This window comes from Aliiglaciecola sp. 3_MG-2023, assembly GCF_030548205.1.
In the GTDB taxonomy this organism is placed as follows: Bacteria; Pseudomonadota; Gammaproteobacteria; order Enterobacterales; family Alteromonadaceae; genus Aliiglaciecola.
Genome location: NZ_JAUORV010000019.1, coordinates 87,873 through 104,088, shown reverse-complemented (window position 1 = coordinate 104,088; position 16,216 = coordinate 87,873). Strand labels below are relative to the sequence as shown.

Annotated in this window: 14 protein-coding genes; 10 read left to right on the top strand and 4 right to left on the bottom strand. The window is 40.9% G+C overall.

Features of this window, described 5'->3' with window-relative positions:
* Positions 1-171 precede the first annotated feature (171 nt).
* The 7 genes from Q4574_RS18810 (at position 172) to lysS (ending at position 8,137) form a co-directional block, all read left to right on the top strand.
* Complete coding sequence (locus Q4574_RS18810; protein ID WP_303476509.1) at positions 172-654, top strand: mobile mystery protein A; 483 nt, start codon at positions 172-174, stop codon at positions 652-654.
* Complete coding sequence (locus Q4574_RS18805; RefSeq protein WP_303476508.1) at positions 651-1,256, top strand: mobile mystery protein B; 606 nt, start codon at positions 651-653, stop codon at positions 1,254-1,256. Before Q4574_RS18810 ends, Q4574_RS18805 begins: the two co-directional genes overlap by 4 nt.
* A 123-nt stretch (positions 1,257-1,379) precedes the next feature.
* The gene (gene prfC / locus Q4574_RS18800; protein ID WP_303476507.1) at positions 1,380-2,966 is read left to right on the top strand and encodes a peptide chain release factor 3; all 1,587 of its coding nucleotides are present in this window, start codon (positions 1,380-1,382) and stop codon (positions 2,964-2,966) included.
* Between the two features lie 25 nt (positions 2,967-2,991).
* Positions 2,992-4,728, top strand: a complete 1,737-nt coding sequence (gene argS, locus Q4574_RS18795; protein WP_303476506.1) for an arginine--tRNA ligase — start codon at positions 2,992-2,994, stop codon at positions 4,726-4,728.
* Positions 4,729-4,751: 23 nt separating this feature from the next.
* Entirely contained in the window at positions 4,752-5,324 is a 573-nt protein-coding gene (locus Q4574_RS18790) for an NADPH-dependent FMN reductase (protein WP_303476505.1), read from the top strand.
* A 125-nt stretch (positions 5,325-5,449) separates the two neighbouring features.
* Positions 5,450-6,548, top strand: a protein-coding gene (gene prfB / locus Q4574_RS18785; protein WP_303476504.1) for a peptide chain release factor 2 whose coding sequence is annotated in 2 segments (ribosomal slippage) — positions 5,450-5,524 and positions 5,526-6,548 — 1,098 coding nt in all. Because the reading frame shifts where the segments join, the coding sequence is not laid out codon by codon here.
* Positions 6,549-6,592: 44 nt separating this feature from the next.
* Positions 6,593-8,137 carry a lysine--tRNA ligase gene (gene lysS, locus Q4574_RS18780; protein ID WP_303476503.1) on the top strand — a complete coding sequence of 515 codons (1,545 nt, stop codon included), beginning with the start codon at positions 6,593-6,595 and terminating at the stop codon, positions 8,135-8,137.
* Positions 8,138-8,164: 27 nt separating this feature from the next.
* On the opposite strand, the gene Q4574_RS18775 is transcribed toward lysS, so the two are convergent.
* From Q4574_RS18775 to Q4574_RS18765, 4 genes are read right to left on the bottom strand one after another with little or no spacing between them, the layout of a single operon-like run.
* On the bottom strand, positions 8,165-9,094 hold the full coding sequence (locus tag Q4574_RS18775) for a ketopantoate reductase family protein (protein WP_303476502.1): 930 nt from the start codon (positions 9,092-9,094) through the stop codon (positions 8,165-8,167).
* Positions 9,091-9,462 (bottom strand): VanZ family protein, encoded by a 372-nt coding sequence (locus tag Q4574_RS21515; RefSeq protein WP_368411654.1) that lies wholly within the window; start codon positions 9,460-9,462, stop codon positions 9,091-9,093. The genes Q4574_RS18775 and Q4574_RS21515 overlap by 4 nt, the downstream gene beginning before the upstream one ends.
* Positions 9,459-10,160, bottom strand: a complete 702-nt coding sequence (locus Q4574_RS18770; RefSeq protein WP_303476501.1) for a TIGR01621 family pseudouridine synthase — start codon at positions 10,158-10,160, stop codon at positions 9,459-9,461. Before Q4574_RS18770 ends, Q4574_RS21515 begins: the two co-directional genes overlap by 4 nt.
* A 21-nt stretch (positions 10,161-10,181) precedes the next feature.
* Positions 10,182-10,766 (bottom strand): Hpt domain-containing protein, encoded by a 585-nt coding sequence (locus Q4574_RS18765; protein ID WP_303476500.1) that lies wholly within the window; start codon positions 10,764-10,766, stop codon positions 10,182-10,184.
* An 86-nt stretch (positions 10,767-10,852) separates the two neighbouring features.
* Between Q4574_RS18765 and Q4574_RS18760 the strand changes: the two genes are divergently transcribed.
* The 3 genes from Q4574_RS18760 to Q4574_RS18750 all read left to right on the top strand — a co-directional run bounded on the left by Q4574_RS18760 (position 10,853) and on the right by Q4574_RS18750 (position 16,203).
* The gene (locus Q4574_RS18760) at positions 10,853-13,717 is read left to right on the top strand and encodes a pitrilysin family protein (protein ID WP_303476498.1); all 2,865 of its coding nucleotides are present in this window, start codon (positions 10,853-10,855) and stop codon (positions 13,715-13,717) included.
* Between the two features lie 147 nt (positions 13,718-13,864).
* Positions 13,865-15,454 (top strand): glutamate--cysteine ligase, encoded by a 1,590-nt coding sequence (gene gshA / locus Q4574_RS18755; RefSeq protein ID WP_303476531.1) that lies wholly within the window; start codon positions 13,865-13,867, stop codon positions 15,452-15,454.
* A 107-nt stretch (positions 15,455-15,561) separates the two neighbouring features.
* A complete protein-coding gene (locus Q4574_RS18750) occupies positions 15,562-16,203 on the top strand; it encodes a hypothetical protein (RefSeq protein ID WP_303476496.1) in 642 nt (213 codons plus the stop codon).
* Positions 16,204-16,216 lie beyond the last annotated feature (13 nt).

The window sequence follows — 16,216 nt, the reverse complement described above, 5'->3', positions numbered from 1 at the left end:
TCCTTTTTACGGCAACAAACACCGCAAAAAGAGAAGATCTTAAACTGCTTTTGGTATACAATTTTGTTTACTTAAACTTCTTTTTAGTAAACGAATATGTTGACCATTTAGAATGTAAAGTATATAAATATGTTTACGAACTAATTGTTCACGTATACATAAAGGTTGACAATGAGTATAGAAAAGATAGTTGCCAAGCAATATCGAGATAAAGTTAACCATGCTGTTAGTCAGTTTGGTAGCTTCTTTATGCTCCCTAACCATGGACTTCCGAAAGAAGGCTGGTTAAGAACGGTAAGAACCGCGCTTGGCATGACTGGTACGCAATTGGCTAAAAAGCTAGGCGTTACTAAAGCTAGAGTGTCAAAAGCTGAACAAGATGAGCCTCATGGCAGTGTTACCTTGAAAACCATGCAGACAATGGCTGAAGCGATGGACTGCAAGTTTGTGTATGCCGTTGTACCAAAACAAAACGTTGAAGATGTAATTAAAGAGCGTGCCATAGAAAAGGCGCGTGCGCGGGTAAAAACCGCATCTACTCATATGGCACTTGAGGCGCAATCATTGAGTAAAGACCAGTTGGAATATGAAATAGAGCGCATTGCCGCTCAAATCGTGGATAAGATGCCATCTGACCTCTGGAATAATGAATGACGGGTGAATATTCAAACCTTGTTGAAACGCCCGAGGGTGCAACACCGCTTGAGCCTGATGAAATGGGGGGGCTTAAATTTAAGCACGTCTCCACCAGTGGTGAGTTAGACCAACTGGAACAAGCTGGCATTACGGATGGTTTGAAGTGGCTTGCCAAGCAAAAGCATCCCGATGTCTTATCAGAAGGGTTTACGTTAGAGCTTCATAAGCGTTTATTTGGCAGTGTGTGGAAATGGGCGGGTTCATTCAGGCTAACTGAAAAGAATATTGGTGTAGACCCCGTACAAGTATCTATTCAACTTAGACAGTTATTAGATGATGCTAAATATTGGGTTGAACATAGTACATATCCGCCAAAAGAACTGGCGGCGCGTTTTCATCACAAGCTGGTATATATTCATCCGTTTCCAAACGGTAATGGTAGACATGCGAGAATAATGGCTGATGCCATTTTAACTAAACTATTAAATGAGCCAGCCATTGATTGGGCTGGTGGGTATAGGCTGGAAGCCATGAATGAGCGCCGCAATGAATATATTGCTGCGCTAAGAGCCGCTGATGGTCATGATTTTAGCTTTTTGTTGAAATTCGTCGGCACTTGATAAAGCAACTGGAGCTTGATAATTCGATATCAATCTCCAGATCAGAAGCCACCTACAAATAATGTTTTGAAGGTGGTGTAATAAACGGGTGTAAATTTAGGTGTATATAAGGGTTCTGTCGATATGAGTAATAGCAATTTTGTCAATGAAATCAATAAGCGAAGGACTTTTGCTATCATCTCTCACCCGGATGCGGGTAAAACAACGATCACTGAAAAAGTGCTTTTGTTCGGGAATGCGCTTCAAAAAGCCGGAACGGTAAAAGGTAAAAAGTCAGGTCAGCACGCTAAGTCTGATTGGATGGAGATGGAAAAGGAGCGCGGTATTTCCGTGACCACTTCCGTGATGCAGTTCCCTTATAAAGATCACCTAGTGAATCTACTTGATACACCAGGGCACGAAGATTTCTCTGAAGATACTTATCGGACATTGACCGCTGTGGATTCTTGCTTGATGGTGATTGATGCCGCGAAAGGGGTTGAAGCACGAACCATTAAGCTGATGGAAGTCACTCGATTACGTGACACCCCCATTCTGACTTTCGTCAACAAGTTAGATAGAGATACTCGTGATCCCATCGACTTATTAGATGAAATCGAAGATGTAATGAAAATAAAATGCGCACCTATTACTTGGCCCATCGGCATGGGCAAAGAATTTAAAGGTGTTTACCATTTACTCAGAGATGAAACCATTCTGTATCAAACCGGTATGGGACACACCATTCAAGAAGAGAAAATTATAAAGGGCATCGATAATCCGATGTTAGACGAAGCCATTGGTAGTTATGCAGAAGAAATCCGTGAAATGCTAGAGCTAGTGAAAGGTGCTTCACATGAATTTGATATGCAAGAGTTTTTAGATGGTGAACTGACCCCCGTTTATTTTGGTACAGCACTGGGGAACTTTGGTGTTGATCATATGTTAGATGGCTTAGTGGAATGGGCACCCAAACCCCAGGGCAGGGAGTCTAATAATGGACTTGTACCCTCTGAGCAAAATAAATTCAGTGGTTTTGTGTTTAAAATTCAAGCCAATATGGATCCTAAACATCGAGATCGTATTGCATTTTGCCGAATCGTGTCTGGTAAATACGAAAAAGGCATGAAAATGCACCAAACCCGGATCGGCAAAGATGTGCGTATTTCAGATGCCCTCACATTTTTAGCAGGAGATCGGGCTTTATTAGAAGAAGCCTATGCCGGCGATATAATCGGGTTGCACAATCATGGTTCGATTCAAATCGGCGATACTTTTACCTGGGGAGACAAATTTCGCTTTGCGGGTATTCCTAATTTTGCGCCAGAGTTATTTAAACGCATTCGATTGCGCGATCCATTGAAACAGAAACAACTGCAAAAAGGTTTGATTCAATTATCTGAAGAAGGTGCTGTGCAAGTGTTCAGACCATTGGTCAATAATGATTTGATTGTGGGCGCGGTGGGTGTTTTGCAGTTTGATGTGGTCGTGGCTCGTTTAAAAGCCGAATATAATGTGGATGCGTTGTATGAGCATGTGAATGTTAGCACTGCACGTTGGGTCTACAGCAAAGATGATAAAAAACTGGATGAATTTAGACGTAAGGCTGAGGTTAATTTAGCCCTCGATGGCGGTGATAACCTAACCTACATTGCGCCTACCATGGTAAATTTAAATTTATCTCAAGAGCGTTATCCTGATATTGAGTTCCATACTACTCGTGAACACTAATTTTTAAAGAAACTAAGTTTAAATTATGAATTTACATACTGTCTTACTAGACCGTTTTAAAGCAGCATTAGTTGCAATAGGTGCGCCTGAAAACTCTCCAGCGCCACTAGCCAAAAGTACCCGACCAGAATTTGGGGAATACCAGTTTAATGGCGCGATGGCGTTAGCAAAAATATTAAAGCAAAAGCCCAGAGATATCGCCACGAAAATTGTTGAGGCGGTAAAATTAGATGATGTCGCCGAAAAGCTGGAAATTGCCGGCCCAGGGTTTATCAATATTCACCTAAACCCCAACTGGTTGGCCACGCAATTGCAAAGTGCTTTTACTGATGAGCGTTTAGGTGTGGAGAAGCAAGAAGCGAAAACCGTTGTGGTTGACTATTCTTCTCCTAATCTCGCCAAAGAAATGCACGTAGGGCATTTACGCAGCACTATTATCGGTGATGCCGTTGTCAAAGCTCTTGAGTTTATGGGCCATAATGTTATTCGTCAGAATCACATGGGCGACTGGGGGACTCAGTTTGGCATGTTGTTAGCGCATCTAAGTGACAAAATAGCGTCTAACCAGGTAGCTGAAACTGCGCTATCTGATTTGGAAGACTTTTATCGTGAAGCTAAAGTTAGGTTTGACGAAGAGCAAGGGTTTGCTGATCGTGCTCGACAATATGTCGTGAAACTGCAAGGTGGTGATGCCCATTGTTTATCATTGTGGAAAGATTTTATTGATATCTCAATTAAGCACAGTGAAGAAGTCTACAATAAGCTAAATGTCTCCCTTACCCGCAAAGACATTATGGGAGAGAGTGCCTATAACGATGATTTGAAGCCAACCGTTGATGAACTTATTGAAAAAGGTATTGCAGTTGAGGATCAAGGTGCGCTCGTTGTATTCATCCAAGAATTGGCCAATAAAGAGGGAGAGCCTGCGGTATATATCATTCAAAAATCTGGTGGGGGCTATTTATATTCAACCACAGATCAGGCTGCAATTCGCTATCGTTGTCAAACGTTGGGCGCAGATAGAACCTTAATATTTACTGACGCTCGCCAGGCGTTGCACTTTAAACAAACTGAAATTGTAGCGCGTAAAGCAGGGTTCATTGGCCCTCAACAAACATATGAGCACTGTCCGTTTGGAATGATGTTAGGGCAAGACGGCAAACCCTTTAAAACACGCAGTGGTAGCACCGTGAAGTTAGCTGATTTGTTAGATGAAGCGGTGGAACGGGCTGAAAAATTAATGGCTGCCAGAAAATCTGATTTTAGTGCCCAAGAACAGCAAGAAATTGCTGAAAAAATCGGCATTAGTGCAGTTAAATACGCAGATTTAAGTAAAAATAGAACCACAGATTATATTTTCAACTGGGACTCAATGCTAAGTTTTGAAGGCAATACTGCGCCTTATATTCAGTATGCTTACACCCGAGCGAATAAAATATTCAACGATGGGGCCGACGACACAAGCAAGTTTGTTGCTAATATTGATCTGCAAACTGCTCAGGAACGCAGTTTAGCGGTGAAGCTATTGCAATACGTTGAAGCGTTAAATTTACTTGTTAATGAAGCGACGCCACATGTTCTGTGTAGTTATTTGTATGATTTAGCCAGCAGTTTTATGACATTTTACGAAGCTTGCCCAATATTCAAAGATGGCGTGACTGAAGAACAAAAAAACAGTCGAATCGCACTCTCTGCTTTAACGGCTAAGACCATTAAATCAGGGTTAGAATTGCTTGGTATCAGCACCTTAGAAAAAATGTAATAGATAAAAGCAGGGGATTTGAAATGGTTAAAATAGTGGCGTTTAGCGGCAGTGGTCGTCGTGATTCAGTGAACAAAAAGGTGGTTGCTGTGGCTGCTAAGGGAGCTGAAGAAGAAGGTGCCCAAGTGACAATAGTGAATTTAGAAGATTTTAACCTGCCTTTTTTTACAGAAGATTTGGAAGCTGAAAGAGGCATGGATCCCAATGCTCAAAAATTCAAAGCGCTTTTAATCAATAGCGATGGATTTTTAATATCTTCACCCGAGTACAACAGTTCTTACAGCGCGCTGTTTAAAAACGCCATAGATTGGGCGTCACGTAAAATTGAAGGGGAAACACCATTGCAAGCTTATCGAGGAAAGGTGGCTGGTATTATGGCGGCATCTCCGGGAGGATTGGGCGGGATGCGTGTGTTGGTTACCTTACGCATGCTAATGGAAAATCTAGGCACTATGGTTTTACCAGGGCAAATAGCCATAAGTGATGCTTTTTCTAAATTTGATGACAATGGCAACATTACGGATGAAGCCACAGAAAAGGCGTTGAAAAATATTGGTAAAACCTTGGTGGAAACCTGCCGCAAACTTAATCACTAATTATAAATATTTGAATTCACATTGACGGTATAATTTATACCGTCTTAATCCTTCTCAACATCTGTCCAAACGCCGCTAAATCCGGTAGAATCCTCGCCCTAATTTAAAATACGCAAATAAGATTTATGTTTGAAATCAATCCTATACAAAATTTGCTAGCAGACGTTAGAGAACGTACTGCTTTGCTTCGGGGGTATCTTTGACTTCGATCTTAAAAAAGAACGATTAGAAGAAGTTAGTCGCGAGTTAGAAAGTCCTGAGGTTTGGAACGAGCCAGCCCGTGCTCAAGCTTTAGGTAAAGAGAAAGTAGCCTTAGAGCAAGTTGTTGAAACTATTGAAAAACTTGATCAGGGTACAGAAGATGTTGAAGGCCTGCTTGAATTAGCCGTTGAAGCTGAAGATGAAGAAACCTTTGATGAAGCCCAAGCTGAACTTGATCAGCTTGTTGAGCAATTAGAGTTGCTTGAGTTTCGTCGTATGTTTTCAGGCCCTAACGATATTAATGATTGTTATCTTGATATCCAATCGGGTTCGGGCGGCACCGAAGCTCAAGATTGGGCGAATATGATTTTGCGCATGTACTTGCGCTGGGGAGAAGCTCATGGCTTCAAACCAGAATTAATTGAAGTCTCTGATGGCGATGTCGCTGGGATCAAAAGTGCCACTATTCGATTTTCCGGTGAATATGCATTTGGTTGGCTGCGCACTGAAACAGGAGTACATCGTCTGGTCAGAAAGTCGCCTTTTGACTCAGGTAACCGTCGTCATACGTCATTTGCTTCAGCCTTTGTGTATCCTGAAATTAATGATGATATCGAAATTGATATTAATCCTGCTGATTTGCGTATCGATACATATCGTGCATCAGGTGCTGGTGGGCAGCACGTCAACCGTACTGATTCAGCGGTGCGGATTACCCATTTACCAACAAATATTGTTGTGCAATGTCAAAACGACCGTTCACAACACAAAAATAAAGATCAGGCTTTTAAACAGTTAAAAGCGAAACTTCACGAATACGAAATGCAAAAGCAGAACGACGAAAAGCAAGCCATGGAAGACAGTAAGTCCGATATAGGTTGGGGCAGTCAAATCCGTTCTTATGTGTTAGACGATTCGCGGATTAAAGATTTACGAACGGGTGTTGAAACCAGAAATACCCAAGCCGTTTTAGATGGCGACTTAGATAAATTCATTCAGGCCAGCTTAAAGTCTGGCCTTTAACAAATAGAGTCTTTTTACAGATTTAAACACTTTCAGGAAAGTCGATGACTGACATTCAGCAAGATGAAAATAAATTAATTGCGGAACGCCGCAGCAAGTTAGAGCAAATTCGTAGCGAGTGTAACTCGAATGGTTTTCCAAATTCATTTAGACGTGAGTTTTATAGCCAAGATCTACAAGACGAATTTTCCGATCACGAAAAAGAAGCCCTTGCTGAACTAGGCAAAGTGGTTAGTATCGCTGGGCGTATACTTGCTAAACGTGGTCCATTTTTATTGCTACAAGACATGACTGGGCGTATTCAATCTTACGCAGCAAAAGATACCCAAAAAGATATTAAAGCGAGATACGGCAGCTTGGATATTGGTGACATTATTGGCGTTAAGGGTGTATTGCATAAATCAGGTAAAGGCGATTTGTATGTCAACATGGATGAATATCAATTACTGACAAAGTCTTTGCGACCGCTACCAGAAAAGTTTCATGGTCTGGCTGATCAAGAAACTAAATATCGTCAGCGTTATGTGGATTTGATCACCAATACACAAACCCGTGATACCTTTATGATCCGCAGTAAAATTGTGACAGGCATTCGTAAATTCTTAACCGACAGAAATTACATGGAAGTTGAGACACCTATGCTTCAAGTTATTCCTGGCGGTGCCACAGCTAAACCTTTTGTGACTCATCATAATGCCTTAGACATTGATATGTATTTGCGTATCGCCCCAGAGCTCTATTTGAAGCGTCTTGTGGTGGGTGGTTTTGAACGTGTATTTGAAATTAACAGAAACTTCCGAAATGAAGGTTTATCCACACGTCACAACCCTGAATTTACGATGCTTGAGTTCTATCAGGCCTATGCTGATTATCATGATTTAATGAATTTGACCGAAGACATGTTGCGTACGTTAGCTCAGGATGTATTGGGTAGCACTATTATTAAAAGCACTGAAAAAGACATTGAAGGCAATGTTATCAGTGAGGTTGAATATGACTTTGGTCAACCTTTCGAACGTTTAACCATGAACGACGCGGTACTAAAATATTGGCCTGAAGCCAACGAAGCGGCAATTAAAGATCCAGAAAATCATTTGGATGAATTAAAAGCCATGGCGAAACAACTGAAAATTAAAGAGCCTGAAGTCGATGGTATTTGGGGAGCGGGTAAATACCTGTGTGAAATCTTTGAAGCAACAGCGGAAGAGAAATTAATCCAGCCTACATTTATCACTGCTTATCCCTGGGAAGTTTCGCCTCTGGCTCGTCGTAACGATGAAAACCATTTTGTTACCGACAGATTTGAGTTTTTTGTTGGAGGACGTGAATTAGCCAATGGTTTCTCGGAATTAAATGATTCAGAAGATCAAGCTGCACGCTTTAAAAAGCAAGTAGAAGAAAAAGATGCTGGAGATGATGAAGCCATGCACTTTGATGAAGACTACATTACTGCACTTGAGTATGGTCTTCCTCCTACCGCTGGTGAAGGCATTGGTATTGATCGCTTAGTGATGTTATTCACTGATAGTCCAACTATTAAAGATGTCATTTTATTCCCACATATGAGACCACAGGGCTCGCAGGAATAATTCGCCACACTTGATTTAAATAGAGATTTATTTTTTACCGGAATAAGTCTCTATTTTTCTTACCTGCTCAAGTAAATGACTATTTATCGGGGTTGGTATTGATAAAATCTTCCCCTGACTCACCACATATCCATTAATATTTTCAATTTCGGTTTTGCGGTTATGCAGCACGTCTTGGTGCATGGACGAATAATTAGCCGCGGTTTTGTCAATGATTGACATGCAATTGCTCAATAATTGTTGTTCAGTAACGGGCATTTCTAAGCGATTCATAAGGGTGCAAATTTCAGCATTAATTGCCATGATGGTGTTGTGATATTGTGGCTGTGCTAAGGCTCCGTTAGGAATATTATAAATTGCGGTGAGCGGGTTTATCACCGCATTTACCGCTAACTTTCGCCACAATATTAGTGAAATATCGGAATGCCAAGTACAAGGAGGTAACAGCTTCTCAAATATACTTTGGAAGTAGGGGTTATCTACGCTGTTTCGCAGCCATCCCGCTTGCGTTGCCCCGATACCTGTTATATTTAATTTATTTGGCTGGGGTTTAAACCCACCATAACTAGTGGTGGCAACAATAATAGGGTTGCTGGGTAAAAGCTGCAGTATATGTTGCTGATCCACCATTCCATTGTGCAATAAAGCCACTGGAACCTCAGGGCTAAGTTTCGCTTTATATTGTTCAATAGCGGGAATGATTTGATAGGCCTTCAAAGGTAAAATAAACAGGCCATCATCTATTGAATCAGTTTCTTGATGATAAACGGGGTGCAATGCAGTTGCTGTGCTAAATGACGGCTGGGAATGGTGAGATTGGGGCGTCTGCTCAATAGCACGACAGAGTAGTTCTGTAGGGGCCTGTGAGCGGGCAAGGATGCAATAATCAAGGTGCAACTTGTGACATTGCAATGCCAATAGGTTGCCGATTGCACCATTGCCTAAAATGTTCATCATGCCAATAATTTCCGTAAAACTCGATACACTCGAACTACCAATTCAATAAGCAGGCAAGCAACGAAGATACCGATAAAATCAGCATAAAGATCTTCCCAGCTACCACTTCTATAGGAGAGCAAGTTTTGAATACATTCGCTTGCCACCGCAAATATGCTTAGTAAACACCCAATAAGCCACTGATTAAACCGCAAACTTGCAGTGATTGAGCAGGTTAATAGTAAAAAAATACTCGCGTGTTGTATCTTGTCATACCGAGTGTCAAGGGGGATGTATTCTACTGGGATCACAGCAGCGACAGAAAATATGAGAAAAATAATTAAGGCGAAAACTAAGCCCCACGGGTGCCGAATGTAGGTATGTATCATTTAGTCGACTTTTGGATGTGCAATTGTGGCCAATCTAATTCCCAAGGTGTAAGTAAGCTAGCTACTTTTGGATTAGCGGTTGAGAATGTAAAATGTTGACCAGAGTCAGGCAGGCAACTAATCTGAATTTGTTGCCCACAATCTTCAAATGTTAATCCGTATGCGTGCAGGTAGGTGCGGTCAGATGGAGTACCACTATAGCTGCTATCGCCCACAATTGGACTGCTAAGACTTTTTAACATCACTCTAATTTGGTGGGTTTTGCCAGTGTGGGGTTTGATAACAAAAAGACGTTGTCCATCGCCTAATCCGGCACTAAAAAATTGTCCTATTGCAGGCTGATGACGTGAGGTTTTGAGTGCCCACTTACCATCCCGTACTTTATGCATATCACCGATGACTGCACCCTGTTTTTTCTTTGGCTTTTTGTCGCTGATAGCAAGATAATATTTTTGAATTTTACGCGCAGCAAAATATTGACTTAATCGACTTGCCGCCACCGCGTTTTTAGCTAGTATCAGCAAACCAGAGGTGACTTTATCTAAACGGTGAACTAACCAAAGCTTATCTAGTTGTAATTGTGTTTGAATTCGCGGCAAGATTCCTGATTGGGACTGTTCATTTTGAACGGCTACACCTTCAGGTTTATTTATAACAACAAAATCACTATTTTCAAACACAATGGGGATAGGCTTCATCGCAACGCTGCCACCAATAAACTAACTGCTTCTATTGATAACATTAAGAGCTTCAGCATAATCTAAATCGTCAATGGCGTTGAGCAATTCTTGTTTATCTGTTTCGGTTATAGCGCAGTCATCAAGTAAAGAATTGAGTTTATCTTGCGTGATGAATTCATTATTTTTCAACATCTCAATTAATAGGTCGCGGCTGCTTTTAGGCGCTGTGACAGAATCAGCTTCAGAGCTTTCGTCGGTCAGGCTATTAATTTTAGCTATGGTTTGATTAAGAGATGTTAGAAAGTTTGCTTCAGGCTCAACAATATCGGCTTGATTGATCACCGAACTTTCTAAATTTTTAGAAGACAGATGCAAAGCATTAAGCCCTAAATTGCCAGATACACCTTTAACTGTGTGGATCACTTCTTTATAAGCTTTGAAGTCCTGTGATTGTTTTAAATCCGCTAGCTCATGTTCTAAGTTTTCATATTGGGCATTAAATTTTGATAGTAACTTAATCAGTAGTGATTGATTTCCACTTAGCTGCGAAACCGCAAAATCTAAATCAATAATTTGTTCTTCTGTATTCATTTCGTACTCACCAGACACAATTTCTAACAACATATTACTTTATTTGTGCCATCAAGGTAGACTTAATACACAAAGTTATTTAAAAAATCACGTATAGAATATTAATAAAAGGCAGTATTGTGAAGAGACTCGTTTTGATCTTGGGAAGTGCAGCGTTACTTCTCAGCGGATGTTCCACCGAAAACCACTCTAAACCACAGGTAGTAACCGATAATCTCCCCTCTGGCATTACACTCGTTGAGCAACACTCTGATAAGGCCAATGGTGATGTGTCCATTCCTTACAGCAAGTATCAGTTGGATAACGGTTTGACGGTAGTATTGCATGAAGATCACTCAGATCCATTGGTGCACGTAGATGTTACTTATCATGTTGGATCAGCCAGAGAAGAGGTCGGAAAATCTGGTTTCGCGCACTTTTTCGAACATATGATGTTCCAAGGCTCTAAAAACGTGGAAGATGATGAGCACTTTAAGATCATTACCGAAGCGGGGGGTACTATGAATGGTTCTACTAACAGTGATAGAACCAATTATTATGAAACTGTTCCTGCTAATCAGTTGGAAAAAGTACTTTGGTTAGAATCAGATCGTATGGGGTTCTTACTTGATACTGTGACCCAAGAGAAATTCGAAATTCAGCGCGAAACCGTTAAAAATGAGCGGGGACAAAGTTACGACAATCAACCCTATGGTTTGCGAAGTGAGCGCAACGGTGAATCTCTATATCCAGTTGGGCACCCTTATTCTTGGTCTACTATTGGTTACGTAGAAGATTTAGACCGGGTAACAGTAGATGATTTAAAAGCGTTTTTTAAGCGTTGGTATGGACCTAACAATGCGGTGCTTACCATTGGTGGCGACATAGATAAAAACAAAACCCTAGTCTGGGTTCAAAAGTACTTTGGCAGCATACCCAAAGGGCCTGCCGTTGAAGATCCGAAAAAACGAGCAGTATCATTGGAAAGGGATCGTTATGTCACTATTGAAGATCAGGTCTATTTGCCGCTTATCCAATTAACCTATCCAACCGTGTATGTTAGGCATCCTGACGAAGCGCCTTTGGATGTGCTTTCAGATATACTTGGCGGCGGTAAAACCTCGCTATTTTATAAAAATTTAGTGAAAGACAACCATGCTGTTCAAGCGATGGTTTCTCACCCGTGTCGAGAACTTTCTTGTGAGTTTCAGCTTATCGCCTTAGCAAACCCTGCTAAGTCGACGAAATTATCTGATTTACAACAACGTATCGAAGAATCTTTATTAGAGTTCGAAACCCGTGGCGTGAGCGAAGACGATTTAGCTAGAACGAAAGCGAGCATTGAATCATCAACCATTTTCGGATTACAAAGTGTTTCAGGTAAAGTTTCGACATTAGCGGCAAATGAAACCTTCGACTCTCAACCTGACTTAGTTCAATACGATCTTAATCGCTACAACAATGTAACAGCACAAGATGTCATGCGTGTTTATCGCAAATACATCAAGGGAAAAGCGAAAGTCGTTTTGAGTATAGTGCCTGCCGGACAAACCGAACTGGTCGCTAAGCCGCAGAATTTTGAGCTTCCAAAACGGGAAATTACCACTAGCACTGTCGGTCACAAAGTTGAAGCGCCTGTGATTATTGATGATTTTGATCGGTCTATCATGCCAAAAGCCGGACCTAATCCAACAGTAAAAGTGCCAGAGTATCAGCGTACCCAGTTTGGTAATGGTATTGAAATGCTCACACATAGCACGGATGAGACACCCACAGTCACCTTATTGTTGAGTTTAGAAGGTGGCCCTTTGCTTGATCCAATTGAAAAGGCGGGTCTGGCTAGTTTTACAGCCGAAATGATGAACGAATCAACAACATCTATGACAAATGAACAAATGGCCAATGAGCTAGCGTTGTTAGGCAGTCAAATTAGTTTCAGTGCAGGAGGACGGTATACCCAAATTCGTGTGAATTCTTTAGTGCATAATTTGGATAAAACCTTAGAACTGCTGAAAACAAAGCTGTTTAAACCAGCATTTTTGTCAGAAGATTTTAATCGTATTAAGCAAAATCTAGCCCAGCAACTACAACAACAATTAAAAAATCCGTCAGTGTTAGCTGCACGCGCCACGGATACTTTGTTGTATGGCCAAAGCAACCGAATAAGCCTACCTGACTCTGGCAATTTAAGTACGTTAGCTAATATTGAACTGGAAGATATTAAAGCGTTTTATCAACAGTATTATTCACCCGCCATGGCCAATTTAGTGATAGTGGGTGATATCGATCAAAAGCAAATTAATAAAGACATTCAGTTTCTAATTGATTGGCAAGGGGCGTCTTATCAAATCCCCCCATACCAGCCATTTCCTGAGCACCATGAGCCTAAAATCTACTTAGTGGATAAACCAGGCGCAGCACAATCTGTGGTACGGGTAGTTGAACTTGCATTACCTTATGATGCTAGCGGACAACAATTTAAAAGTAAGCTGATGAATTATCCATTAGGGGGGATGTTTAATAGTCGCATTAATCTTAATTTGCGTGAAGATAAAGGTTACACCTATGGGGCATCGAGTCGCTTTGTGGGCGGTAAAACCCTTGGTCGTTTTCAAGCTTCTGCTGATGTTAAACAGGAAAATACCGGCGACAGTATCAAAGAGTTTTTAACCGAAATCCAACGCTTTAGTCAAAATGGGATGACGCAAAGTGAGTTGTTATCCATGCGCAGCGCTTATACTCAAGCAGATGCGTTGAGTTATGAAACGCCGTCAAGCAAAGCTAACTTTTTAAATCATTTACTCACTTATGATTTAGATAGAGAATATCGAGATATCCAAGCGGATGTGATTGAGAATATAACCTTGTCAGAGCTAAATGATATAGCCCGTGAATTACTTGATATTAAGCGTATGCAAGTGATTGTTGTGGGTGATGCAGACAAGATTAAACCGCAATTAACTGAATTAGGCCGTGAAGTAGTAGAAATAAATGTTTCTAAATAAAATTTGTTATTATTAACTTTCACCTTAAGATAGGAGGGGGATAGGTATTCATGGGGTATTTGGTGATTTTCCCTTGAAAACCAGATATTTTTCCCCACCTTTTAAAATTCGATTTTTCATTAGGAATGTATTTTGACGTCTAGTTCAATGTCTTTTACTGATCGGTTAGCGATCCTTCAACGCCCAGAAGTGCGTGCTACTTTGCCTCAAATTAAACACGGTGTAGAGCGCGAAACTCTAAGAATCAATGCCGATGGTGGTCTGGCGACAACTCCGCATAATGAAAAATTAGGGGCGGCGTTGACCCATGACTTTATTACTACAGACTTTTCTGAGTCGCTGTTGGAATTTATTACACCACCAGAGGCAGATCCCAATGTAACCATAGAACAACTTCGAGACGTGCATAAATATGTTATCGAAAACATTGGGGATGAACGTTTGTGGCCAATGAGTATGCCCTGTTTTATTAATGGCGAAGACAATATTCCCATCGCTGATTATGGCAGTTCTAACGTTGCAAAAATGAAGAGCCTCTATCGAGTGGGATTAAAAAATCGTTACGGCAGCATGATGCAAGCCATCGCTGGTGTGCATTTTAACTTTTCCTTATCAACAGAGTTTTGGCAACAATGGTTAGCTAATATTGATGGCGCTAAGGCCGACAAACACAGCATTTCAGATGCTTATTTTGCGATGATAAGAAATTATCGACGCTTTTGTTGGTTAATCCCATACTTATTTGGTGCATCACCGGCTATTTGCGGCTCTTTTATTCGTGGTAAAGAGACTAAGTTACCGTTTCAGCACTTAGGTAAAGGCACAATGTATTTACCCTATGCAACTTCTTTAAGAATGAGTGACTTAGGGTATACCAACTCGGAACAAGCGGGGTTGAATATTTGCTATAACCAGATGGACAGTTATATTTCATCTGTGCGTAAGGCCATCAATACGCCGTCGGAAAAGTACGCAGAGTTTGAGGTTAAAGAAGGTGAAGAATACCGTCAACTCAACAGCAATGTACTGCAAATTGAAAATGAGCTGTATTCGCCCATTCGCCCAAAACAACCCACAGAACCATTAGAAAAGCCCACAGATGCATTGGCGAAAAGGGGGGTTAACTACATTGAAGTTAGAGCTCTTGATGTCAATCCGTTTAGTGATATCGGTATATCGAAGGAGCAGTTTTATTTTCTAGATGTGTTCCTGACCTATTGTTTGATTGCTCCAAGCGACTTTATGACCCAACAACAATACGCAGAAACGGAATCAAACCTTAAAGCTGTTGTGGTGAATGGTAGAGATCCAGAACTGAAATTAAGTGATGAACTCGAAGCCAAATCTATTCCGCAATGGACCGAGACATTGTTTGCGGAAATGGCACAGGTGGCTGCAGTGTTAGATGAGGCAAATGATAATTCGCTTTATTCTCAGGCCCTTGAGCAACAAAAACAAAAGGTGGCAGATCCGTCATTGACACCTTCTGCACAACTGTTGGAAAAGTTAATCTCTGAAAACAAAGACAATGGCGCTTTAGGGGTTGAACTAGCACAACAATATCGTGATGCTTTACTTAGTGCGGATTATAAAGTGTATTCAAAAACGTCTTTTGAGCAACAAGCTAAGGACTCTATTGAAATACAAAAACAGCGGGAACAGGAAGATACCTTGTCTTTTGAAGAGTTTTTAAAAGACTATTTTGCCGCCCCCCAAAGTAATTATTTAGCCAAATAGCGAGTGAATTTAAGGCAAAAAAATGCCTGACTCAAGGTCAGGCATTAAACTACTACCAGGGAAAACACACAAAAACTTAAACACACATAGGTATAGAGTCAGTAGTAATGAGAAAGTTCATAAAAAATCCTAGTTTTTTCGTAAAAACTTTCTTGGTTGCAGTACTATCCCTATTTTTCGTGGGCTGCAGCACCACTCCTCCCAAAAATATCAGCAATATTTGTAATATCTTCGAAGAAAAAAGTCATTGGTATGACGCGGCTAAAGACATGAATGAAAAGTGGGGAGTGCCAATACATGTCCCCATGTCGATGATGTATCAAGAAAGTTCCTTTCGGCATGATGCCTTACCTCCTAGAGATTATGTGTTTTTTGGACTTATTCCTTGGGGGAGAATCAGCAGTGCCTATGGGTATTCTCAAGCAAAAACGCCCACTTGGTCTGATTATATTAGAGAAACTAAAAATAGCGGAGCGGATCGAGATGATTTCGATGATGCCATTGATTTTATGGGATGGTTTATTTCAAAGACTTATAAAGTGAATGGCATTTCTAAATGGGATGCATACGCCCAATACCTTAATTACCACGAAGGTTGGGGTGGTTATAAAAGGCGCACCTACAACAAAAAAGCCTGGTTAGTTAAAGTTGCGAAAAAGGTTAACGCCCGTTCACTGCGCTATGCTACTCAACTAAAAAAATGCGAAGCTGAATTAGACAAAAGCTGGTTCTGGAAGTTATTTGACTAATTCTAGCTACTCA